Origin of the sequence: Burkholderia sp. HI4860 (genome assembly GCF_002223045.2) — a bacterium.
Lineage (GTDB): Bacteria > Pseudomonadota > Gammaproteobacteria > Burkholderiales > Burkholderiaceae > Burkholderia.
The window spans coordinates 352,223-374,119 of the sequence record NZ_NKFO02000001.1 but is presented as its reverse complement, the minus strand read 5'-3'; the positions used below and the strand labels follow the sequence as shown (position 1 = coordinate 374,119).

At 62.4% G+C, this 21,897-nt stretch carries 20 protein-coding genes; 9 read left to right on the top strand and 11 right to left on the bottom strand.

Features of this window, described 5'->3' with window-relative positions; translation table 11 throughout:
* Nucleotides 1–120 precede the first annotated feature (120 nt).
* From CFB34_RS01745 to CFB34_RS01735, 3 genes are all read left to right on the top strand, one after another.
* Nucleotides 121–1,113, top strand: a complete 993-nt coding sequence (locus tag CFB34_RS01745) for an IS5-like element ISBmu2 family transposase (RefSeq protein ID WP_006412423.1) — start codon at nt 121–123, stop codon at nt 1,111–1,113.
* A gap of 158 nt (nt 1,114–1,271) precedes the next feature.
* On the top strand, nt 1,272–1,778 hold the full coding sequence (locus CFB34_RS01740; RefSeq protein ID WP_143329531.1) for a hypothetical protein: 507 nt from the start codon (nt 1,272–1,274) through the stop codon (nt 1,776–1,778).
* Nucleotides 1,779–1,950: 172 nt separating this feature from the next.
* Nucleotides 1,951–3,153: a reverse transcriptase family protein gene (locus tag CFB34_RS01735; protein WP_089443352.1), complete on the top strand. Its 1,203-nt coding sequence runs from the start codon at nt 1,951–1,953 to the stop codon at nt 3,151–3,153.
* 73 nt (nt 3,154–3,226) lie between these two features.
* Here CFB34_RS01735 and CFB34_RS01730 read toward each other — a convergent pair whose 3' ends face one another.
* The 4 genes from CFB34_RS01730 to glmS form a co-directional block, all read right to left on the bottom strand.
* Nucleotides 3,227–5,125 (bottom strand): ATP-dependent helicase, encoded by a 1,899-nt coding sequence (locus tag CFB34_RS01730; protein ID WP_089443351.1) that lies wholly within the window; start codon nt 5,123–5,125, stop codon nt 3,227–3,229.
* A gap of 1 nt (nt 5,126) precedes the next feature.
* Nucleotides 5,127–7,097 (bottom strand): AAA family ATPase, encoded by a 1,971-nt coding sequence (locus CFB34_RS01725; RefSeq protein ID WP_089443350.1) that lies wholly within the window; start codon nt 7,095–7,097, stop codon nt 5,127–5,129.
* A 253-nt stretch (nt 7,098–7,350) separates the two neighbouring features.
* Nucleotides 7,351–7,782, bottom strand: a complete 432-nt coding sequence (locus CFB34_RS01720; RefSeq protein ID WP_143329530.1) for a hypothetical protein — start codon at nt 7,780–7,782, stop codon at nt 7,351–7,353.
* Between the two features lie 290 nt (nt 7,783–8,072).
* A complete protein-coding gene (gene glmS, locus CFB34_RS01715; RefSeq protein WP_089443349.1) occupies nt 8,073–9,902 on the bottom strand; it encodes a glutamine--fructose-6-phosphate transaminase (isomerizing) in 1,830 nt (609 codons plus the stop codon).
* Nucleotides 9,903–10,058: 156 nt separating this feature from the next.
* Between glmS and CFB34_RS01710 the strand changes: the two genes are divergently transcribed.
* Nucleotides 10,059–10,550, top strand: coding sequence for an Lrp/AsnC family transcriptional regulator (locus tag CFB34_RS01710; RefSeq protein WP_089443348.1), 492 nt, complete (start codon nt 10,059–10,061; stop codon nt 10,548–10,550).
* 66 nt (nt 10,551–10,616) lie between these two features.
* Here the strand turns inward: CFB34_RS01710 and panB are convergent, their stop codons facing one another.
* Entirely contained in the window at nt 10,617–11,474 is an 858-nt protein-coding gene (gene panB / locus CFB34_RS01705) for a 3-methyl-2-oxobutanoate hydroxymethyltransferase (protein WP_089443347.1), read from the bottom strand.
* 77 nt (nt 11,475–11,551) lie between these two features.
* Here panB and CFB34_RS01700 point away from each other — a divergent pair, with 77 nt between their 5' ends.
* A complete protein-coding gene (locus CFB34_RS01700; protein ID WP_089443346.1) occupies nt 11,552–12,370 on the top strand; it encodes a helix-turn-helix transcriptional regulator in 819 nt (272 codons plus the stop codon).
* 19 nt (nt 12,371–12,389) lie between these two features.
* Here CFB34_RS01700 and CFB34_RS01695 read toward each other — a convergent pair whose 3' ends face one another.
* Nucleotides 12,390–12,923 carry a methylated-DNA--[protein]-cysteine S-methyltransferase gene (locus CFB34_RS01695; protein WP_089443345.1) on the bottom strand — a complete coding sequence of 178 codons (534 nt, stop codon included), beginning with the start codon at nt 12,921–12,923 and terminating at the stop codon, nt 12,390–12,392.
* Nucleotides 12,920–14,404: a DNA-3-methyladenine glycosylase 2 family protein gene (locus CFB34_RS01690; RefSeq protein WP_089443344.1), complete on the bottom strand. Its 1,485-nt coding sequence runs from the start codon at nt 14,402–14,404 to the stop codon at nt 12,920–12,922. The genes CFB34_RS01695 and CFB34_RS01690 overlap by 4 nt, the downstream gene beginning before the upstream one ends.
* 321 nt (nt 14,405–14,725) lie before the next feature.
* Between CFB34_RS01690 and CFB34_RS01685 the strand changes: the two genes are divergently transcribed.
* Nucleotides 14,726–16,018 carry an MFS transporter gene (locus tag CFB34_RS01685; RefSeq protein ID WP_089443395.1) on the top strand — a complete coding sequence of 431 codons (1,293 nt, stop codon included), beginning with the start codon at nt 14,726–14,728 and terminating at the stop codon, nt 16,016–16,018.
* 86 nt (nt 16,019–16,104) lie between these two features.
* Here the strand turns inward: CFB34_RS01685 and CFB34_RS01680 are convergent, their stop codons facing one another.
* Nucleotides 16,105–17,208: a LacI family DNA-binding transcriptional regulator gene (locus CFB34_RS01680; RefSeq protein WP_089443343.1), complete on the bottom strand. Its 1,104-nt coding sequence runs from the start codon at nt 17,206–17,208 to the stop codon at nt 16,105–16,107.
* An 82-nt stretch (nt 17,209–17,290) separates the two neighbouring features.
* Here CFB34_RS01680 and CFB34_RS01675 point away from each other — a divergent pair, with 82 nt between their 5' ends.
* On the top strand, nt 17,291–18,127 hold the full coding sequence (locus tag CFB34_RS01675; protein WP_089443342.1) for an NAD(P)-dependent oxidoreductase: 837 nt from the start codon (nt 17,291–17,293) through the stop codon (nt 18,125–18,127).
* A 19-nt stretch (nt 18,128–18,146) separates the two neighbouring features.
* Here the strand turns inward: CFB34_RS01675 and CFB34_RS01670 are convergent, their stop codons facing one another.
* The 3 genes from CFB34_RS01670 to CFB34_RS01660 form a co-directional block, all read right to left on the bottom strand.
* Nucleotides 18,147–18,467: a DUF1330 domain-containing protein gene (locus CFB34_RS01670; RefSeq protein WP_089443341.1), complete on the bottom strand. Its 321-nt coding sequence runs from the start codon at nt 18,465–18,467 to the stop codon at nt 18,147–18,149.
* A 211-nt stretch (nt 18,468–18,678) separates the two neighbouring features.
* Nucleotides 18,679–19,377 carry a hypothetical protein gene (locus tag CFB34_RS01665; RefSeq protein WP_089443340.1) on the bottom strand — a complete coding sequence of 233 codons (699 nt, stop codon included), beginning with the start codon at nt 19,375–19,377 and terminating at the stop codon, nt 18,679–18,681.
* 104 nt (nt 19,378–19,481) lie between these two features.
* Nucleotides 19,482–19,952: a MerR family transcriptional regulator gene (locus CFB34_RS01660; RefSeq protein ID WP_089443339.1), complete on the bottom strand. Its 471-nt coding sequence runs from the start codon at nt 19,950–19,952 to the stop codon at nt 19,482–19,484.
* 77 nt (nt 19,953–20,029) lie between these two features.
* On the opposite strand from CFB34_RS01660, the gene CFB34_RS01655 reads away from it, so the two are divergent.
* The gene (locus tag CFB34_RS01655) at nt 20,030–21,274 is read left to right on the top strand and encodes an NADH:flavin oxidoreductase/NADH oxidase family protein (protein ID WP_089443338.1); all 1,245 of its coding nucleotides are present in this window, start codon (nt 20,030–20,032) and stop codon (nt 21,272–21,274) included.
* Between the two features lie 193 nt (nt 21,275–21,467).
* Complete coding sequence (locus tag CFB34_RS01650; protein ID WP_089443337.1) at nt 21,468–21,851, top strand: DUF2946 domain-containing protein; 384 nt, start codon at nt 21,468–21,470, stop codon at nt 21,849–21,851.
* The last annotated feature ends 46 nt before the right edge of the window (nt 21,852–21,897 follow it).

Sequence of the window (21,897 nt, the reverse complement as noted above, 5' to 3'; positions counted from 1 at the left end):
CACGTTCAGTCTTATAAAGGTCACGGAGCTCTAGGGAAACGCTGATTTATTCGGCTCGGCGGTCATCGCAGACGTAGCCGAGGACGTTTAGAAGACAGCTCACGGAACGGACCCACGACGATGAAGAGGCAGATCGGCTTCGCGGAAGCGGAAATTGCAGGCAAGAAGCGAGTGACGAGGCGCCAACGCTTCCTGGAAGAGATGGAGAAGGTCGTTCCGTGGCAGCGCTTGCTGTCGGCCATCGAACCGCACTATCCGAAGGGCACGCGAGGTCGCCCGCCGATTGGCCTTGAGCGGATGCTGCGAATCTACTTCGTGCAACAGTGGTACGGACTGTCGGACGAAGGACTGGAAGACGCGCTGTATGACAGCATCACGCTGCGAGCCTTCGCCGGCATCGATCTGGCGATCGAGAACGTGCCTGATGCAACCACGCTGTTGAAGTTCCGGCGCCTGCTGATCGAACACGAACTGACACGGAAGTTGTTCGACGAGATTGGCATCTCGCTGTGCGAGCGTGGGCTGATGATGAAGGAAGGCACGCTGGTTGACGCGACGATCATTGAAGCGCCGCCGTCGACCAAGAATGCCGGGAAGAGCCGTGACCCGGAAATGCATCAAACGAAGAAGGGCAACGAATGGCACTTTGGCATGAAAGCCCACATTGGCGTCGACGCCGACTCGGGCCTGATTCACAGTGTGGTTGGCACGGCGGCCAACGTGTCGGATGTATCGCAAGCTCATGCCCTGCTGCACGGGCATGAAGAGCAGGTGTTCGCCGACGCGGGCTACATTGGCGTCGACAAGCGCGAGGAAATGGCGGGCAAGGCCGTGAAGTGGCACGTCGCTGCCAGGCGGGGAAAGATCAAGGCGATGCAAGAAGGAGCGCTGAAGGACCTGGTGATCGCGCTCGAGCGAACCAAGGCGCAGATCCGTTCGCGGGTTGAGCATCCGTTTCATATCGTCAAGAATCTGTTTCAGCATCGCAAGACCCGATACAAGGGCTTGGCCAAGAACACCGCGCAACTGTTCAGCCTGTTCGCTCTGGCGAATCTGGTGATTGCGCGAAATCTGTTGCGATCGGTCCATGGGAGCAGTCCGTCATGCGTATGAAAAATGCGAGCAGGGGAGGCTCGCTTACGCGCCAAATTCACTGAATTGAGCGCCGATTCGCTTCGTCATCCAGAAAATTTGAAGCCATCTCGCCTGCAACTTCGGAAGTTGGTCCATTGATCAGCGTTTCCCTAGGCTATAAACAGTCAGGAGCGTTGATGGTTTTTGCTCACGGTTGTCCTAACAATGCTCCAAGTATCTTGCACGCCAAGATGAAAGGATGGACGCCGCTGTTTCCCGGTAGGTCTACTGCAGGCGTTGTCGAAATATCGAGTGGTGAGGGTGGTGCCGTCCTTGCGATGAAAATGCTGCAAAAACGTGATGTGCGAGCCGCAATGGAGCGCCCTAACGCGCCGCATATAAAAAGCGAGGCAGTCAAGATTTTGATGGAGGTGCTCTCGGCGGTCACGCATGGTAGCAGGTCTGAGTTGGCCGTCTCAGCGCGTTGTGATTTAACAATTTTGGAAACTCGAGTCGTCGTGTCAAAGTTAAGAACGTTGGGTTGGGTTAACGATAACGGTCGACCAACAACAGAGGGAATCCGGCAACGCGATATGTATAAAAAATACTTAGAGAATCAAAGCGACAAGAAGCCCAGTGCACCTCCGACGGACGATGAGATATACTATGTCCCTGAAAGTCTGAGGCGGCCACGTCAGGTCTAGTGAAACCCCATCTAGCGATAGATGGGTGGGCCCCTAGCAATAGGAGAGAGCCGAAGTCGGTCTCTCGCGGTGGCAGCAGGCGCATTAGGCAAAATCAGCCGAAACTGTGCCTTAACGCTCGCGGTCTCGCTGTTCAGTTTCGGCTGATTCTGCGAAAAACAATTCAAAGTAGATGAAAACCTGGTCGCCTCAGAACTTTCAATCCAGAGCCAAGGAAAAATCCGGGCAGGCAGTCATCGGGAATGCTCAAAAAATTGCGAAACAGATACAGACCATCAATCCGAAGCTGCCCGTAATTTTCACCTTAAAGCATCTCTCGGTGCGTGCGCGCATTTCATATGGTTTCGTCCGCAGTGTTGTGAGTCGAAATCCGAGTGAGCCATATCGCAGCTTTAGTATTCGGAAGCGCATTAGTGCGCCCCGAGGGAAAACGTCCAAACGAAAGGCGATGGGCGTAAAGCACGAAGTGGGTGAGCACTCGTTTCGCCGCATTTGTGTGCCAACTCCTAGGTTGATGCAGTTGCAGCGATGGATTGATAAAAATATCCTCTCAGTCGCCCCTCCACATACTGCAAGCGTCGCTTATTCGCAGGGAAAGAAGCTTATCGATGCCGCGCAACTACACTGCGGTTCGACATGGCTTGTCAAATTGGACGTAAAGAATTTCTTCGAATCGATAACCGAAATCGATGTCTATCGAGTTTTTCTTTCGCTTGGTTACCCAGCTTTGCTTTCATTCGAGCTCGCGCGAATTTGCACTCGACTTGGCATCGACTCAAAATACGCTAGAAAAGATGTCTTTGCTGTGAGGCGCTTAGCATGTCGAAAGGACCATGTGGCGGCCTATTTCGGCTCAAGAATGGGTAGACTTCCTCAAGGTGCGCCAACTAGCCCTAAGTTGTCAAACCTTGTTATGCGTTCATTTGACGAGGACATGACTAACCTCGCACAGAAAGAAGGAATGACGTACACGCGGTATGCGGATGATTTGTGCTTTTCGACTAGGAGTCGCACGTACACCCGCGACAAAGCGACCAAACTCATACGCTCAGTGTACGACGCCTTGGGCGCTACTGGTCTTGGACCCAATCGAACCAAAACCGTTGTGGTACCCCCCGGCGCGAGGAAAGTCGTGCTTGGACTAACCGTCAATGATGTACGTCCACGTCTTCCGGCCGAGCTGAAGAGCCGGATGCGGGTGCATCTTCACTATCTGAAACTCTTCGGCCCCACCGAGCATGCTAAACGCAGTGGATTCTCTTCGACACTGGGTATGTATCGGCATCTTGCAGGGATTTGCGCCTTCGCTCAACAAATTGAACCTGACGTCGCGAAGGATTGGCTCACTAAGTTACAGGGTATTAGCTGGATTTGAGGCGTCTCAGTTTCTTGAGCACATGCATAGCGATAGCAGCGGCAGCAAGCTTTCGGAGAGCTTAGCTCGCCGGTCAGGCGAAGCGTATCTCAGGAACGTTCGCGCTGTGGAGTAGCTCATAGAGCGCGTTAATCTTCGTTCGGTCCCCGCGGAGGGGACAGTATGTGAAGACGACACGCTGTTTGGCGCGAGTGAAGGCGACGAAAAAGCCGGCTGTGGCTTCCACCGAGTCCTTGGTAAAACTCCACCAAGCCTCATCGTCGAGGCCGACGAAGATGACCGTGTGGTACTCGAGCCCTTTGCTCTTGTGAATTGTCATCAATGGGACCGAGGATAGACCTTCGTATCTATCAAGAGACTCGCTCCAGCCATCCGGGCTTAGACTATTCAGGAGATGTTGTGCGACTGCGTCCGCAACCTTATCCATCCAATCCCCCTGTCGGTACTGAGCGACATGGGCTCGCAATGACGTGTGCCCGACGAACTCTAAAATCGCGCCGACAAGTTCCTGAGTGTCCTGAAGCGCATTTGGAAGTGCCCCAAACCGCTCGCGGAGATTTGCTGAAACTTGGGATAGCTCGGTCTCAAGCAGCCGATTCCGATAGTCGTCGGCGGCGGACTGTCCTCGTATTCTTCGCATGGTTGCCACCAGATACGTCCATGCTTTCGGTGCGGCGCTATCATGTGCCAGCCGCAATGTGGCAATTACAAGCTTCGAAAGCTCTTCGGTAATCAAGTCTTGAAGCGGGACGTCCCCGACAAGGGCGGCCTCATTTCTCAGCGTGATTCCGTGTATCGACAGTTGGGCAGCAAACCGCGGTGCGTAAGTGTCTGCCCGTTGCCGCACCAAAATCACGAAGTCGCGTGGCCCGAGCCCGAGTTGAGCAATGGTGCGCGCGATGTATTCAGCAACGGACTGGGCCTCAACGTCGGGGTTGGTGAATGTCCAAACTGCGCAGCTATCGCCGTCGACCAATCGCGGAACTTTTGAAACGGCAGCTAGCGACCCCGCATCAAGAGCTTGGGCAAGAACGTGCTGTATTCTCACGAGGTCGGGTGATGACCTGTAATTGTTAAACAGCGGAATTCGGCTTGCCCCGAAGTCATGCTCGAATCTGTCGAAGGGGCGCTCCATCGCCATCGCCCACCGCATAATTTGTTGCTTGTTATCGCCCACAGCGGTCACGATGGTGGGCGTTCCCAGAAACATCGTTTTCACAAGTTCATACTGAACATGAGTTGTGTCCTGAAATTCGTCAAGGAAGAGGTGTGAGTACGTAAGCGCAACCGCTTTTCGAAGCAAGGGATTTACGCGTAGAACGAGTTCGGCGAGTCGTCCGAGCATAGGGAAGGTGAGAAAGCTCCCGTGCTCATTGCGCAGTGCCGTGTTCCAAAACGACATGGCTGCGGAGCTTAGTGCGGATGAAGCTTTGCCAGTGATGATTGGAAGTGGTTGCCCGAGCAAATGGTCGCGTTCAAATACCTGCCCTGTGGCTGATAACAGTTCGTTCGAAGACCCTGGAAACTCTGGGAGCTCTCCCAGACTTCGGAGAAACTCGGAATACATCCGCTCGTTCGCGTTAAAGATTTTGTAGTCGTGGTTGGGTCTCCATTGCTCAGGAAGCGCTGCACCAAACCGGTCGACAATACTTTTAGCGAACGCGTCGAATGTCATTGAATCCATGCGTTCCGCGTGGTCGGGATGACATCGCCGCTTGACTCGTTCGGCCAGGTTGGTCGCGGCGTCACGTTTGAAGCTGATGGCAAGAATCCGCTGGGGACTTTGTGACAGACCTGTCTGAAGCAGATATGCAGCGCGCTGGGCAAGGAGCTCCGTCTTTCCTGCACCAGGGCCTGCGATTACTGAGACGTTAGTTGTGGAGCGAACGACGTTCAATGCGTTTGGCTCCAGCGTATTGACACCAATTGAGCTCCAATTTAAGGGTGCCACGCGGCGAGGAGTGCGTTCCATCTCAGGATTGCCCCAGGTGTGCGTTCACGTGCGTGAGGAGGCGGCGTAGGGAGAGCGGCATCGTTCTCAATAATTCGGCATCTTCTGCATTCGAAAGAGCGCGCAAATGAGTTGCTGGCTTGCTGTGCGACAAGAAGTGATACTTGTAGAAGGGAAGGAGGTCAGCGTAGCGTCCCAATGGCCCAACGTAGTTCGAAAGGCCTCCCTTGCTAAGCACAGCAATCGCGGCCTCATCAACGGTCAACTCAGGTCCTCTCCCGGCTGGTATCAAGGAGGCGTAACTCTGTGAATAAGCCGCCAACATTTCCATATCCAAGTCCAACGGACTAGCGAAGAAGACGCCGTGCCGCTCGAGACACTCCAGCCATGAGGCTAGGTACTGAGAGTTGTCCCACGTATGCATTTGCTCTATTTCGCCATCAGACATAACGCTGCCATCGGTGCGAGTGACAAGACGCTCCCGGTTCGTTCCGTTCTTCAGGAGCTGTTGAACGGCCGTTTTCACTCTGCCGAAACCTCCACCGTTGCGACCAAGGTCTAAGTCGAGGAGAGTTGCGTGGGGGATTTCCAGGTCCCGTAGCAGCCGCCAGAAGTGGTGAACGTGGCGGCCTCCGAGCGGAACAACGGCAACGAAGGATGTATCGACATTAAGCTGTAGTGCTTTCGCGAGACGGGGTAGGACAATCTGTTCCGAGTCGCCTTCTCCAAGAACAACGAACTTGGCGAAATACAGCTCTGGATATGCCAGCATAGCGCCACGGACAAACTTGACCGCTTCGACATCGCCTTGTGGGAGACTGATTGGCTTCACGTAGGAGACGCCGGTCTTCAGGTCTCGCCGACAGTAACGAACCTCTTCAGGCGCAACCCGACTGAGGACGCTCGGAGAGTGGCTCGTCAAGATAGCTTGCGCGGTATATCCGCCAATCAAACTCCGAACTTGCTCGATGATACGCGCAAGGTAGTGCGGAGCGAGGTGGTTCTCTGGCTCTTCGATAGCGAAGATTGTGAGAGCCGGCGTTGACAGTCGGGTCGAGTCGAATCCACCAATAGCCTGAAACGATGCTTGTCGCTCAACGTCGAAAACCGCAGCCGCGAGGGCGAAGTAGAACAGCGACTGCTGTCCATCGCTGAGCATGTTAAGGCCGCGCTCAAACCCTCCCTGTGTCTGCTGGAAAACTACACCTATGTTGCGGACTATTTCTTCGAACCGTCGACTGGTCAGCACAATAGACGGCTGCGAGTCGGCCGCATCAGCGTTGAGAGCCATCCAACGTGCGGTTAGCGCATCCTTTATCGCAGAGATAGCACCTTCTGATATGAAGGCCTTCTGCATGGCGTTGCTTGCGAGCTCGACCTGAGTTTGGGTAGCAGCGGACCATTCGATTGCGCGAAGCAAGCGCGCTGCGAGTGCCCCGGTAGACGCACGAATTTGCGCTACGGCATCGCGACTGGCAGGCGTGTAATGAAGCTGAATCAGCCCTCTATCGGATGGAGACACTGAGTGCCGATGGTTGTCGCCTATGAGGCCGAGGGTAGTAATCCAGTCCAGACGTTGTATAACCTCACCGTCGACAGTCCCGTCGTCGACCCAGTGCGCTTCTAGTCGCATTCGACACAAGGGGGCGCCCTCTGGACCGGCGACGACCATGTGCTTGAACATGGGGGCTACGGTTGCCGATGAAGTTGTGCTGTTGTCTGCAAGTTCCGGCAGGCCAATCAGCACTTCAATAAATAGGGACCTCTCGGTACGAACGTCTGGGTTCTCGCCCGAAGGAACGTGAAAATCATCCCGAGTGATGGTTCGCTGGGCTCGCGTTATCCCAAAAAGTTTGGCGAGCGCATGCAAAATTGTCGTCTTCCCGGACCCATTTGCTCCGACAAGGGTGGGAAGGGAACTGCTCAGGTCGACGTGAACCGCATTCGGTCCAAGGCACCGGAAACCCGAAATCAGGAGGGATTGAATTTTCAACTTGGGCTCGCACAGGTTTTACTATTTGTCCACAAGCGCCGACGGTGAGCATACTTAAGGCATTGGGCGCTCAGAGATAATACCTTTGCTGCGGAAGTTGCTGAAGGCTTTCTGGGCGGCCGAAGATTGATGGCGACACCGCAGCCATCCGCTTCCAGTGATGGCGCTCCACCAGCCGACGATGAGCTCCTAGTGCTGTTCACTTCCATCGACTTGAAGAGAGACCCGGTCCGAGTAGTGGACGGCAAGGCCTTCACTCTAAGCAGCGGGGAAATCTCATTTCGGCGGTTTGCAGCGCAGGCTGGTCTATATATTGAGAACGGCTCGCTGCTTTTGCTCGACGAACCCGAGGTATCCGCATCTGTCCCGGAAGCGACGTACGGCCGCGCAAACCCGCAACCGCATCGACCTCGCCCGCGAGCGGTTCGAGACGGCTATCGCCGTGTTCCTCGAACACCGAAGCTGCGCCGCGACTATCCGCCGAACTGGTGCTGGGCCAGGCACAGCGGCGCACCGTGTAGCGAACCGCCCCTGATTGGTAGTTCGACGCGGCCAGGGTGGTGCATACGGCGCGCCGCACGACCACCGCCGTGCCTTTGCCGAAGCGCGCGGGGAGCGCATCCACGGCAACTGTCGCCCGCGTCATTCGGGCCGACGTGTGCGCGTCGAAGTCGAGCCTTGCCACCGAGTCCCAAGACGCACTGCAAGTCACGTCCAGCCGCATGCGGCTGTGGCGGTGCTATACCTGAGGAGAGGAAACGTCCCGCGGCGGCTCAACCCCTATCATTGCGCCAAAAACAGGGGGTCGCGAGCACGTATTTTTCATGAAATACACGTGGCACAGTAAAAGCGCGCCGCGCCCCATCCAGCAAGCGTCTGGGGGAATATTGACACCCTTCCTAGAACGCTTCTACGAGAGGCTACGGGACGCTTTCATTTCTCGCGAACACACTGAAAATGGTAGAAATTGCACCCTCACTCCACCGTCACCGACTTCGCCAGATTCCTCGGCTTATCGATATCCGTCCCCCGTGCCAGCGCAGCGTGATACGCGAGCAGTTGCATCGGCACCGTATGCAGAATCGGCGAAAGCGGCCCGTAGTACTCGTTGAGTCGAATGACCTCGATCCCTTCACTCGGCACCAACCCGCAGTCCACATCCGCGAACACAAAAAGCCGACCATTGCGCGCACTGACCTCATGCATGTTCGATCGGAGCTTTTCGAGCAGCATGTCATTCGGCGCGACCGCAATCACCGGCATCTCATTACTAACCAACGCAAGCGGCCCATGCTTAAGCTCCCCCGCCGGATAAGCCTCCGCGTGAATATACGAAATCTCCTTCATCTTCAGCGCGCCTTCGAGCGCGATCGGATAATGCATCCCGCGCCCGAGAAACAGCATGTTGTCGCGCCGTGCCAGCAGTTCCGACCAGGCCATGATCTGCGGTTCGAGCGCGAGCACTTTCGACATCGCATCCGGCAGATGTCTTAGCGCACGCAGATGCTCCTTCTCCTCGTCGTCGCTCAACCGCTCACGCACCTGCGCAAGCGACAGCGTCAGCAGAAACAGCGCAACGAGCTGCGTCGTAAAAGCCTTCGTCGAAGCCACCCCGATTTCGACGCCCGCGCGCGTGACGAACTGCAGCACACATTCACGCATCAACGCACTCGTCGCGACGTTGCAGATCGCGAGCGTATGCATCATCCCAACGCGCTTCGCGACATGCACCGCCCCGAGCACATCAGCCGTCTCGCCACTCTGCGACACCGCGACAACGAGCGTGCGCGGATTCGGCACACTGTCGCGATACCGAAACTCGCTGGCAATTTCCACGCTGACCGGCAACTTGGCGATGCTCTCGATCCAGTACTTCGCCGTGAGCGCCGCGTGATAACTCCCGCCACACGCGAGCAACAACACCGAATCGACGTCGTTGAAAACCCGCCAAGCGCCATCACCAAACAACTCCGGCATGATCGAAGACACATCGAGCAACGTATCGGCCACTGCCTGTGGCTGTTCGAAAATCTCCTTCTGCATGTAGTAGCGATACGACCCGAGATCGGCCGCGCCGCTATGCGCGGCGACTCGCTGCACCGCACGCTCGACACGCTGGCCGGCCGCATCGACGATCCAGTAGCGATGCAGCTGGATATCGGCAACGTCACCGTTCTCGAGGTAAGCGATGCGATCGGTAATGCCCGACAGCGCAATCGCATCCGACGCCAGAAAATTCTCCCCTTCGCCGACACCCACGACGAGCGGCATGCCATCGCGCGCGCCGACGATCCGGTGCGGCTCGTCGCGGCACATCACCGCGATTGCATAACTGCCGCGCAGTCGCGCAACAGCACGCCGCACCGCATCGAACAGGTCGCCGTCGTAAAGATGATCGATCAGGTGCGCGATGGCCTCGCTGTCGGTCTGGCTCGCGAACACGTAGCCGTGCGCCTGCAGTTCCGCACGCAGTTGATCGCAGTTCTCGATGATCCCGTTGTGCGACAGCGCGATCCGCGCATTGGCGTCGCTCGGCGAGAAGTGCGGATGCGCGTTGAGCGTGACGGGCGCGCCGTGCGTGGCCCAGCGCGTATGCGCGATCCCGGTGTAGCCCGACAGCGCCTGTTCGGCGATCTCGCGCTGGAGGTTCGCCACACGATCGACGCTGCGGGCGCGCGCCAGCGCCCGGTCGCGGTAGACCACGACGCCGCACGAATCGTAGCCGCGGTATTCGAGCCGCTTCAGGCCGTCGACCAGGTTCGGCAGGATGTCCCGCTGGGCGACCGCCCCGACAATTCCACACATATCGCGCTCCGTAAATGTCCTGTCTGGATCAATGAGAGCGATGGTAGGGCGAGCCAAATGGAATTAAATTTCAAAATAGAAGAACAAATGAAACGAACGGTAGATCGTCTATCATGTTGAAATTAAATTTCACGCCCTGACCGGAAGGAGCCGCCGATGGCCGGCATCACCCTCGACGATCTCGACCTGCGCATCCTCGCGATCCTGCAGGACGACGCGTCGGTGTCGAACCTGCAACTGGCCGAGCGCGCGCTGTCGTCGCCGCCCACCTGCATGCGCCGCGTGCGCCGGCTGACGGAAGCCGGCGTGATCCGTCGGCAGGTCGCGGTGCTCGATCCGGCGGCGATCGGCACGGCCGTCACCGCGCTGATCGAGATCAGCCTCGACCGGCAGACGGCCGAAGACTACGACGCGTTCGAAGCGTACGTATGCGCGGAGCCGGCCGTCACGCAGTGCTATCGCGTGTCGCCGGGGCCGGATTTCGTGGTGGTGGCCGATCTGGCCGACGTCGCCGAATACGACGAATTCGCGCGACGGCTGTTCACCGGCGCATCGAACGTCCGCAACGTGCGGACGTTCTTCTCGACGCATCGCGCGAAGTTCGAAGCGAACGCGCGAGTCACGCACGCGATGCGCAAGCGCGCGTGAGGTGATCGCGCGATCATCCGCAATGCGTTCGCGAATGCCTTCGCGACGTCATCACGTCTCACGTCATCACGCAGCCGCGTCAGCCGCGCCCACGAGTTGCAGCGGCTTGCCATACCCGAAGCAATGCGCCGGCTCCGGAAACACACGCTGCCGCACGTCGTGCGCGTACAGACGCATCGCATCGCGCATCACCGCATTCGCATCGGCATAACGCTTCACGAAGCGCGGCGTGTACGCATCGAACGCGCCGATCATGTCCTCGGTCACGAGCACCTGCCCGTCGCATGCGGGCGATGCGCCGATGCCGATCGTCGGGATCGTCAGCGTGTCGGTGATATGGCGCGCGAGCGCTTCTGCCGTCCCTTCGATGACGACGCTGAACGCGCCGGCCCGTTCCGCCGAACACGCGGCATCGAACACCTGCGCGGCCGAGCGCGGATCCATCCCCTGCGCGCGGAAGCCGCCGGTCGCGTTGGCTTGCTGCGGCATGAGGCCGACGTGCGCCATCACCGGAATGCCACGCTCGGTCAGGAAGCGGATCGTGTCGCCCATCTCGCTGCCGCCTTCGAGCTTCACGGCTTGCGCGCCGGTTTCGGCGAGCAGGCGCGCGGCGGAGCGATACGCCTGCGCGGGCGATTCCTGGTACGTCGAGAACGGCAGGTCGACGACGACGCATGCCTGCGCGGCGCCGCGCACGACGGCCGCACCGTGTGCAATCATCATGTCGAGCGTGACGCGCAGCGTATCGGGCATCCCGTACAGCACCATGCCAACGGAGTCGCCGACGATGATCACGTCGGCCACCTCGTCGACGAGCTTCGCCATCGGCGCGGAATACGCGGTCAGCGACACGAGGCTGCCGATGCCCTTGGTCGAACGGATCGCGGTGACGGTCTTGCGGGTGGTGCGGGTATGAGCGCTCATGAACGGAAGCCGTGTGAAGGAAGAGCCGCCACGGTAGCATCGCGCTCGTTCGTGCAATGACCTTCGGAGGACGTCTTATGGTGCTGGCGGGACAATCGGGTGACCCTTACGCGGTGCCGCGGATGGCGCGCCTGCCGAGGCCGCTGTATGTGCGTGCGTTCGGGATTCCCGGCAACGTGAGCATCGACGCGCACAGTCATCCGTGGGCGCAGCTGATGTATGCGACGAGCGGGGTGCTCGAGGTGTCGACGCCGTCGGGCCGGCACCTGCTGCCGCCGCACTATGCGATGTGGATTCCGCCGCACGTGCCGCATGCGGTGTCGACGCGCGATTGCGTCGCGTTCCACAGCCTGTATCTCGATGCGGCGATCGCGCGCGACGACGTGCACGACGATTGCGCGATCCTCTGCATGACGCCGCTGCTGCGCGAGCTGGTGCTCGCGACGGCCGAATTGCCGGTGAACTACGACGAGACGGGGCCGGACGGTGCGCTCGTTTGCCTGATCGCCGACCGGATCGCACGCATGCGGCAGGCGCCGCTGACGGTGCCGCTGCCGCGCGATCCGCGTCTGCTGAAAATCGCGCGTGCGTTGCATGCGGATCCGGGCGATACGCGCAATCTCGACGAATGGGGCCATCAGGTCGGCGCGACGCGGCGCACGCTGTCGCGCCTGTTCCGGCAGGACACGGGGCTGTCGTTCACTGAATGGCGGCAGGCGGTGCGGCTGCTGGCGGCGCTGCCGCTGCTCGATGCGGGCGAGCCGATCGGCGCGGTGGCCGCGCAACTGGGCTACGACTCGACGTCGTCGTTCATCGCGCTGTTCCAGGCGAAATTTCAGGTGACGCCCGGCGCGTATGCGAAGCGTGAAGCGCGCCGACCCGCGCTGAACGCGTGACGCGGCCGCACGCCTCCACTCAGAACGCGAGCGCCTGCTGCACCGGATGGTGGGCGCCGCGCTCGAACCCCGCGCCTTCGAGCGACAGCAGCGCGCGCTTGCGATCGATGCCGCCCGCATAACCGGTCAGGCTGCCCGACGTGCCGACCACGCGATGGCACGGCACCATGATCGACACCGGATTGCGGCCGACCGCACCGCCCACGGCGCGCGCGCCGCTCATCGGCAGCCCGACGCGCTCGGTGATGTCGCCGTATGTGACGAGTTCGCCGAACGGAATCGCGAGCAGTTCCTTCCATACCCGTCGTTGAAACGCGGTGCCGCGCAAGTGAATCGGCACCGAGAACGTTTCACGCATGCCGGTGAAGTACTCGGCGACTTCTTCCGCGACCTTGCGCGCAAGCGGCGACATCGCGAGCGCGTCTGCCTCGGTCACGATCGCAACCGGCGGGAAATATTTCTGGCCGACGAAGTAGAGGCCCGTCAGCGCATCGTCCTCGATGCGCACGGCGATGTCGCCCAGCGGGCTCGGAATCAGGTGAGCGGGAGTCATCGCAACACATCTCCATGAAGGCGCCACACGTGCAGTGCGGCATACGCGCGCCACGGCGCCCAGCGCGCCGCATGCGGCGCGGATGATGGCACACGGGCGCGTTCGCTGCGCGCGGGCAGCCACGCGTCGTCGGCCGGGAACGCATTCGGCCAGGCCATCGCGCGCATCGCGACGTACTGCACCGCGTGCTCGTCGAAACCGGGCAGCGCGCGCAATGCGTCAAGCGTCGTGTCGAGCGGCGCCATCGGTTCGAGTGAGAGCGTGCCGTCGTCGACGGCGCGGGCGAGCGACACGATCGCCCGTGCGGGTTCGCGTGCGATGCCGAGCGTTTCAAGCGCGGAAGGCGGCAGGGCGGCCAGCGTAGCGGTGGAGGGCAGCGCGTGCGTGAGGCCCGGCGGCGCGCCTTCGATCGATGTACCGAAACGTTCGGCGATGCGCGCCAGCACCGGCACACCCGCATGCGTCGCCGCAAGCCGTTCGCCTGCAATCGCACGGATCGCAATCTCTACACCGTCGAACGCGCCGGGGACACGCAGGCCCGGCGAGCCGCTCGCGAGTTCGCCGAGATGCGCGTCGATCACGTCAGGGCGGCTGTCGAGATCGAACAGCCGCCGCACACGCGCGAGCACGGCCGGCACGACCGGCGTCAACGAGGGCGACACGGTGACGGCCAGCGCGAAACGCTGCGGCACGTGCGCGACGGACAGCCAGCCGGCCACGCGCCCGTTATCGGCGGTGGTGTTCCCGTGCCGGTTCGGCAATTCAACGACACGCGCATAACCCTGCGCATCGATCCGCTCGACACCGGCGATCTGCCGCTGCGCGAGAAAGCGCATCAGGTCGTCCCAAGCGAATGGCGGGCGATACGGCAGCGGAAACGTCATGTCGCCGTCGGCCGACGCGCGGGCTCCTTTGCGCAGCCTCAACGGATTGAGGCCATAACGCTGCAGGAACAGGTCGTTGAAGCGCCGCACGCTGCCGAACCCGGCCGTGGACGCAACGACGGCCACCGGCAGCGCGGTATCGGTCAGCAAGCGCTTGGCCATCAGCAACCTGTGCGTCTGCGCGAACTCGACTGGCGACACGCCGAACTGCGCACCGAAGATCCGGCGCAGATGGCGTTCGGTCACGCCGACGCGCCGTGCGAGCGCATCGACGGAATGCGCGTTCAGGAAACCGTCCTCGATCAGCGTGGCGGCTGCGTCGGCGAGCGTCCCCGACAGGTCGAGCAGCCCATGGCCGGGCGCGAGCTCGGGGCGGCAGCGCATGCAGGGTCGAAAGCCGGCTTTCTCGGCGGCCGCGGCGCTCGGGTAGTAGCTGCAGTTCTGCGCCTTCGGCGGCTTCACCGGGCAGACGGGGCGGCAATACACGCCCGTCGTCGCGACGCCGACGAAGAACCAGCCGTCGAAGCGGCGGTTCCGCGAAAGCAGGGCGTCGTAGCAGGTGTCGGGATCGAGGCGCATGGGACGACTGTAAACCATCCCGCCCGCCGATTCTGGCTGGAATCGGACATGTGTCTCGGCGGCCATCCTCACGCGCGCCGGTCAGGAAAATCCGGGAAAAACGGTTAATGCCATGTAGTGAAACAGTCGTCTCTTTTGCCGAGACTAATTTGAGATGACTCATCGAAATCCCCGACTGACAGGGCATGGGCGCGCGTCCTATTCTTTGAAAAACGTTTTCCAGATTGATCGGCGGAATCGGCCGTGCGCGACAGGCGCGCCGCCGTCCGCCCCGGCGCCGGTCGCCGGTCAACGAACAACGTGCGGCGCGACGGGCGCGGCCGCGCATCGGAGACATTCATGCAATCTGCCGTCGTCGGCGCCGTGCGCGCTGTCGCCAGCCGCTACCGCTGGACCGTCTGTGCGCTGCTGTTTTTTGCGACCGTCATCAACTACATGGATCGGCAGATCCTCGGCCTGCTCGCGCCGATGCTCCAGCACGACATCGGCTGGAGCCAGGTGCAGTACGGCCGCATCGTGATGGCGTTTTCCGCGTTCTATGCGCTGGGCCTGCTCGGCTTCGGGCGCATCGTCGACCGGCTCGGCACGCGCATTTCGTACGCGCTGGCGATGCTGGTGTGGAGCATCGCCGCGATGCTGCACGCGGCGGTCGGCTCGGTGATGGGCTTCGCGTTCGTACGCGCGCTGCTCGGCATCGGCGAGGGCGGCAACTTCCCGGCCGCGATCAAGACGACGGCCGAATGGTTCCCGCGCCGCGAACGCGCGCTCGCCACCGGCATCTTCAACTCGGGCGCGAACATCGGCGCGGTGTTCGCACCGGCGATCATCCCGGCGATCGCGGTGGCCTACGGCTGGCGCGCGGCGTTCGTGATCGTCGGCGCGATCGGCATCGTGTGGCTCGCGGTGTGGCTCGTGCTCTATCGCCAGGCCGATACGCGTGCGCTCGCCGCCGAATACGACGAGCCGCGCGACGAAGCCGAAGCGCTCGACGCGGCGAACGCGAATGCCGGCGCGCCGCGCTGGGGCGAACTGATCCGCAAGCGCGAGACGTGGGCGTTCCTGATCGGCAAGTTCCTGACCGACCCGGTGTGGTGGTTCTACCTGTTCTGGCTGCCGAAGTGGCTGAACGAATCGCGCGGGATGGACATGCAGCACATCGGCCTGCCGCTCGTCTGCATCTATGCGCTGACGACGGTCGGCAGTATCGGCGGCGGCTGGCTGTCGTCGATGCTGCTGCGTGCGGGCTGGAGCGTGAACGGCGCGCGCAAGACGGCGATGCTGATCTGTGCCTGCTGCGTGCTGCCGATCGCGTTCGTGTCGCAGGTGCAGAGCCTGTGGGCCGCGGTGCTGATCGTCGGCCTCGCCGCCGCCGCGCACCAGGGCTGGTCGGCGAACCTGTTCACGACGGCATCCGACCTGTTTCCGCGCCGTGCGGTGGCATCGGTGGTCGGCATCGGTGGGATGGCCGGTTCGATCGGGGGCGTGCTGTTCTCGGAAGTGATCGGCCAGGTGCTGCAGCGCACGGGCCACTACTGGGTGCTGTTCGCGATCGGCGCGTCGGCTTACCTGATCGCGTTGGGCGTGATGCACATGCTCACGCCGAAGATGAAGCCTGCGCAGCTCGACGCGTAATCGTGTAATCACGTAATCGCGTGTCCGCAAACGAACGCGCCGCCCAAGGGCGGCGCGTTTTCTTTTGCAGGCGCGAAACAGGGAACTCAGCCGGCCGCGGCCGTCGACGCGCGCATGATCAGCCGCGGTTCGAACGTCGAATAGCTCGCATCGGTACGGCCCGCGAGCGCATCGATCAGCTTCTGCATCGCGAGCTCGCCCATGTTCTCGCTCTGGATGTCGACGGTCGTCAGCGCGGGCGCCGCGTATTCGCCATACGGCACGTTGTCGATGCCGGCGACCGACACGTCCTGCGGCAGCCGGAAACCGAGCGACGCGGCCTCCTTCATGAAGCCGAGCGCGATCAGGTCGTTGTAGCAGATCACGGCCTGCGGGCGCTGCGGCCCGAGCATCACGCGCGAACACGCACGCTCGCCGGCTTCGGCGGTCGGCGCATGCGCATCGTGCACGTCGAGCGTGAGCCCGGCTTCCGCGAGACAGTCGCGCGCGCCCTGGATCCGCTCGTCGTTCACGCGCGCCGTGCCGAAGCCGAGATACGCGATGCGTGTGTGGCCGAGATTGAGCAGATGGCGCGCGAGCATGTAGGTCGACAGCCGGTTGTCGATGCCGACGCTCGGAATCGGCAGGCCGGGGCTGCGACGCAGCAGCACGAGCGGCTTGTTGAGATCGAGCATCCAGCCGGCTTCGTCGTCGGGCATCCGCGTGCTGACGATCAGCCCGTCCACGCGTTGCGCGAGCGCCTCGATCAGCGAACGTTCGCGCGCCTGGCTTTCCTCGGTATCGACGAGCAGCAGCGTGTAGTCGTGCTGCAGCGCGACGCGGTTCGCGCCTTTCACCACGTTCGTGAAGTGCGGGTTGCTGATGTCGAGGATCACGAGGCCGATCGTGCGCGTGCGGCCGGTGATCATCGAGCGCGCGAGCGGGTTCGAACGGTAGCCGAGCCGCTCGATCGCCTCCTTGAGCCGTGCCTCGACGGTCGGCGAGAAGCGCTGCGTGCCGTTCACGTACTTCGATACCGTCGCGACCGACACGCCGGCTTCCGCCGCCACGTCGCGGATCGTCGGGGAAACTTTTTTCATTCGAAGGGTAACGTTTTCGTTCCGTAAGGCCGGATTGTGGCAGAAAAAGAGCACGCGCGGCCACGCGCCGATATCGGGAAAGTGCGGATAGATGCGAGCGGGTTCGACCATTGACGTTCGGCAGTGCGCCCGCGTATAGTTGGAAAACGTTTTCCGATTCAGTCAGATTTCAGGTCAGATTCAAGGAGATTCGATGAACGCCTCATCCACCGGCGCGCGCAAACCGTTCGGGCGCCTGCTGCTGACGGGCGCGGCCGGCAACCTCGGCCGCCAGTTGCGCGGCGCGCTCGCCGACTGGGCCGACGTCGTGCGCGTCAGCGACATCGCTGCGCTCGGCGACGCGGCCGCGCATGAAGAAACCCGCGTCGTCGACCTGGCCGACCGGGCCGCGGTGATGCAGCTCGTCGACGGCGTGAACGCGATCGTCCACCTCGGCGGCATCTCGGTCGATGCGCCGTTCGACGATCTCGTCGGCGCGAATATCACCGGCACGTACAACCTGTACGAAGCCGCGCGCAAGCACGGCGTGAAGCGCGTCGTGTTCGCGAGCTCGAACCATGCGATCGGTTTCCATCCGGTCACGGAAGTGCTCGACGCCGATGCGCCGCTGCGCCCCGATAGCCTGTACGGCGTGACGAAGTGCTTCGGCGAATCGCTGTCGCGCTACTACTTCGACCGCTTCGGGATCGAAACCGTATGCCTGCGGATCGGCTCATCGTTCGAAGTGCCAAAGAATCCGCGCATGCTCGTGACGTTCCTCAGCTATCGCGACTTCATCGAGCTCGTGCGCTGCTCGCTGCTGACGAACCGCGTCGGGCACGCGATCGTGTACGGCGCGTCGGACAACCCGGTGAAGTGGTGGGACAACACGAAGGCCGGCTTCCTCGGCTTCCGTCCGCGCGACAGCTCCGAGCAGTTTGCCGGGCTGTTCCCGGTGACGGCGCCGACCGCCGACTACGACGATCCCGCGCAGCGGTTCCAGGGCGGCGGGTTCGTCGTCGGCGAGCCGATGGAGCGCAACGCGTCGTAAGCGTCGCCGGCGTCGCGCCTCAGCGCAGGATGTCGGTCGCCTTGTGCCGCGCGTCGACGCCGTCGATCAGGATCAGCGGGCCGCTCGCGTGCCGCGCGCGCAGCGGCTGGATCTGCCGGTATGCATCCGATTCGTACCACGCGCGCGCCGTGTCGAGATCGGGAAACGCGATCGCGATCAGGTCGCCGCGCCACACGCCTTCGCGTACGTCCGGCCGCGCGCCGTGAATCACGAAATGTCCGTCGTACGGCGCAAGCGTGCCGTCGATGCGTTCGAGGTATTCGACGATGTCGTCGCACATCTGAACGTCGTGCAGGTGGGCGATGGCGTAGGCGGTCATGGCGGGCTCCTGGATGTGATGCGGTTCGTGCATCGATGGAGCCATGATCGCGGCGCGGGCGGCGCGCGTCGATTACCTGCGACGTAAGCAAATCTGCGCAGATGAGAAAGGGGGCATGCACGCGTCGGCAGACACACTGCGCATGCGGCGCGGTAGCGTCCGTGCATACCGCTTGTCCGCACGCATCGTCAGTCGCGGCGCGGCGTCACCGTCAACGCGTCTTGCTGCAAGCCGGATCGCTACCTCGCCGCTCGGCCGAATCACACCAGTAATCCGGCCGCCACGCTTCGAACGTGACCGCTTTCGCTACATTGGCGCGCGTGACGCGCACCGGGTCGGCTTTCAGCACATCGCCGTTCGGATCGTCGTTGAAGCGCCAGTTCCGGAACACCTCGCGATGGAACACCCACGTGCGATGCGCGGTGTCGTAGCGAAACGTGACACGGTCGCGCCAGTGGTCATGGCCTGCGAACACGCCCTGTTCGACCGTGAACGTGCGCGGTTCGATCGTCAGCGCGTTCTCGGCGACGCCATCCAGATACGGGTCGCCCATCCCGCCTTCGTCTGCTTTCATGATCACGGTGTCGTTGCGCGCCGCGAGCCGGTAGTGCCCGTCCTTGCCCGGCAGGAAGATCATCAGCGGACGCAGCGACGCCTTGCGCATCGAATCGTCGGGCTGATGCGCGACGACCACATAGCCGATGCGGGCGCCGTCGGTCAGTCGCCCCGACGCGGCATCCATCGCTTCGTAGCCGGTGGGCAACTGCGCGACGATGTCTGCCGGAAGCTCGGGGGCGGTGGGGCACGCGAACGACGCAGGCGTATCGGCGCACGTCCTGGCGCAAGCGCTGCCGATGCCGAACGTCAGCAGTGCGGCGACGAGGAATCCTGTGGTGCGGGGGATCGTCATGCGGATCGGGTCTTGAAGTCGCGCCGCGAAAGCCGGCGCGCGCGCGTCGACTCGTCTTGCCGCCGCGCGGGTTGAGGTTTTTTCAGGTGACGCAGTGTAACCAGTCATGCACGCTTGCGTGTCCGCCCTGGGACCGGCGCGGGCACCGGTGCCGACGCCGGCGCTTCGTCCGCCTGCGCGCTCAGCCGGTCGAGCATCCGTTGCGCGGTTTCCGCGCAATCCTCGCCTTCCGGCTTGTTCTCGATCTCGTCGATCAGCACCTCCAGTTGTTGGCGGTTCTGCGCGAGGCGCTGTTCGAGCAGCACGATTTCGTCGACCTTGTGCCGCAGCGCCACCAGCAGCTCGTCGCGCGGCCACGCGCCGAGATCGGGCGGACACACCGCGCGGATCTCGTCGAGCGCGAAGCCCGCGCGCTGCGCGCGGTCGATGATCGCGAGCCGCATCAACGCTTCCGACCCGTATTCCCGATAGCCATTGGCCTGCCGGCGGGCCGGTTCGAGCAGCCCGCTCGCCTCGTAGAAGCGGATGCGGGACGCCGCGAGGCCGCTCGCCTTCGCCAGTTCGCCGATTTTCATGCAGTGCTCCAAAAGGGCTTGACCTTAAAGTTGACTTTAAAGTTATCGTTGGGCATCGTCAATCGAGGGTGACCTCCATGAACCTGTTTGCACCGCTGACACTGCCCAACGGGGCGGTGATTCCGAACCGTCTGGCCAAGGCCGCGATGGAAGAGAACATGGCCGATGCGAACCACGCACCGTCCGACGCGTTGCTGCGCCTGTACCAGGCGTGGGCCGACGGCCAGGTCGGCCTGATCCTGACCGGCAACGTGATGGTGGACGGCCGCGCGATGACGGGGCCGAACGGCGTCGTGCTCGAGAGCGATGCGCATCTCGAGCGCTTTCGCCGCTGGGCGCAGGTGGCGCGCTCGGGCGGCGCGCACGTGTGGATGCAGATCAATCACCCGGGGCGCCAGATGCAGGCGGCGCTCGGCCAGACGACGCTCGCGCCGTCGGCCGTGCCGCTCGCGCTCGGTGCGCTGTCGAAGCAGTTCCCGGTGCCGAAGGAGATGACGCCGGCCGATATCGCCGACGTGCAGCGCCGCTTCGTGCGCGCCGCGCAACTCGCGGAGCAGAGCGGTTTCACGGGCGTGGAGATTCACGCGGCGCACGGTTATCTGCTGAGCCAGTTCCTGTCGCCGCTGGCGAACCGCCGGCAGGACCCGTGGGGCGGCAGCATCGAGAATCGCGCACGCCTGCTGCTCGACATCGTGCGGGACGTGCGCGCGACGGTGTCGCCGCAATTCGCGGTCGCGGTCAAGCTGAACTCGGCCGATTTCCAGCGCGGCGGCTTCAGCGCGGACGAGGCGAAGCGCGTGGTCGAGCTGCTGAATCCGCTCGGCGTCGATCTCGTCGAACTGTCGGGCGGCAGCTATGAAGTGCCGGCGATGCAGGGCGAGGCGCGCGACGGGCGCACGCTGGCCCGCGAAGCGTATTTCCTCGAATTCGCGCGCGACATCACGGCGGTCGCGCGGATGCCGCTGATGGTCACGGGCGGCATCCGGCGTCGCGTGGTGGCCGAGCAGGTGGTCGACAGCGGCGTGGCGATGGTCGGCATCGCGACCGCGCTGTCGATCGAGCCGAACCTGCCGCGCGACTGGCGGGCCGGCAAGGACACCGCACCGGTGCTGGAACCGATCCGCTGGAAGAACAAGGCGCTGGGCGCGCTGGCCAACATGGCCGTCGTCAAGTTCCAGCTCACGCGGCTGAGCGCTGGCCGGCGCACGCACCCGCAGGTGTCGCCGCTGCGTGCGCTGGTCAGGCAGCAACTGGCCGCGCAGTGCCAGACGCGGCGCTACCGGAAATGGATGGCGGGGCGTGCGGCGGGCACGCGTGCGTGACGTGCATGAGCGGGGCCGAATCGACGATCCCGCGCGGATCGGCCCGCCGCCTGGCGGGCTGTTTCAAGGCTCGATTCTTTCGGGTTGCTTTCCGAAATATCGAGCCTGTTTACTGCATTATTCAGGCGCCTGAGCGTGATTTCGGCGTGGCATAATCGACCACTTTCATCGCATTCCTTCCTCATCGCGCGTCATGCACGTCGCCCGTTTCCGCAAGCCCGGCAGCCTGATCGGATTGATCGCAATCCTGATGATGACGCTCGCCCCCGCGGTCTCGCAGATGATGGCGTCGCGTCACCGGCTCGTCGATGCGCTCGCCGTCTATTGCACGGCAAGTGCCGACGAAGCGGTGGTCGCGCACGACGACGGCAAGCCCGCGCATGGCGTCAAGGCGCACTGGCACGCGTGTCCTTATTGCAGCTTCGTGGCCCATGCCGTCGCGCTGCCGGGCCATGCCGTCGCATTCGCCGTTCCGCGTCCGGATTCGAAGCAGCCGATCGTGTCGGCATCGATTCCGGCCCGCATCCGCCTCGTCCATACCGTCGCGCAATCGCGCGCGCCGCCTGCGTTCTCCTGAGTTCGTCTGATCTTTCAGCCTGACAAGCCGCTGCTTCGCGACCGGA

What these genes read in the sequence shown, in the direction of transcription:
- CFB34_RS01740 (WP_143329531.1), top strand. Translation starts at nt 1,272, where the DNA reads ATGGTTTTTGCTCACGGTTGTCCTAACAATGCTCCAAGTATCTTGCAC.
- CFB34_RS01665 (WP_089443340.1), bottom strand. Translation starts at nt 19,377, where the DNA reads ATGACGATCCCCCGCACCACAGGATTCCTCGTCGCCGCACTGCTGACG.
- CFB34_RS01735 (WP_089443352.1), top strand. Translation starts at nt 1,951, where the DNA reads ATGAAAACCTGGTCGCCTCAGAACTTTCAATCCAGAGCCAAGGAAAAA.
- CFB34_RS01675 (WP_089443342.1), top strand. Translation starts at nt 17,291, where the DNA reads ATGAACGCCTCATCCACCGGCGCGCGCAAACCGTTCGGGCGCCTGCTG.
- CFB34_RS01655 (WP_089443338.1), top strand. Translation starts at nt 20,030, where the DNA reads ATGAACCTGTTTGCACCGCTGACACTGCCCAACGGGGCGGTGATTCCG.
- glmS (WP_089443349.1), bottom strand. Translation starts at nt 9,902, where the DNA reads ATGTGTGGAATTGTCGGGGCGGTCGCCCAGCGGGACATCCTGCCGAAC.
- CFB34_RS01700 (WP_089443346.1), top strand. Translation starts at nt 11,552, where the DNA reads ATGGTGCTGGCGGGACAATCGGGTGACCCTTACGCGGTGCCGCGGATG.
- CFB34_RS01730 (WP_089443351.1), bottom strand. Translation starts at nt 5,125, where the DNA reads ATGGAACGCACTCCTCGCCGCGTGGCACCCTTAAATTGGAGCTCAATT.
- CFB34_RS01685 (WP_089443395.1), top strand. Translation starts at nt 14,726, where the DNA reads ATGCAATCTGCCGTCGTCGGCGCCGTGCGCGCTGTCGCCAGCCGCTAC.
- panB (WP_089443347.1), bottom strand. Translation starts at nt 11,474, where the DNA reads ATGAGCGCTCATACCCGCACCACCCGCAAGACCGTCACCGCGATCCGT.
- CFB34_RS01660 (WP_089443339.1), bottom strand. Translation starts at nt 19,952, where the DNA reads ATGAAAATCGGCGAACTGGCGAAGGCGAGCGGCCTCGCGGCGTCCCGC.
- CFB34_RS01710 (WP_089443348.1), top strand. Translation starts at nt 10,059, where the DNA reads ATGGCCGGCATCACCCTCGACGATCTCGACCTGCGCATCCTCGCGATC.
- CFB34_RS01745 (WP_006412423.1), top strand. Translation starts at nt 121, where the DNA reads ATGAAGAGGCAGATCGGCTTCGCGGAAGCGGAAATTGCAGGCAAGAAG.
- CFB34_RS01670 (WP_089443341.1), bottom strand. Translation starts at nt 18,467, where the DNA reads ATGACCGCCTACGCCATCGCCCACCTGCACGACGTTCAGATGTGCGAC.
- CFB34_RS01690 (WP_089443344.1), bottom strand. Translation starts at nt 14,404, where the DNA reads ATGGTTTACAGTCGTCCCATGCGCCTCGATCCCGACACCTGCTACGAC.
- CFB34_RS01695 (WP_089443345.1), bottom strand. Translation starts at nt 12,923, where the DNA reads ATGACTCCCGCTCACCTGATTCCGAGCCCGCTGGGCGACATCGCCGTG.
- CFB34_RS01650 (WP_089443337.1), top strand. Translation starts at nt 21,468, where the DNA reads ATGCACGTCGCCCGTTTCCGCAAGCCCGGCAGCCTGATCGGATTGATC.
- CFB34_RS01680 (WP_089443343.1), bottom strand. Translation starts at nt 17,208, where the DNA reads ATGGTCGAACCCGCTCGCATCTATCCGCACTTTCCCGATATCGGCGCG.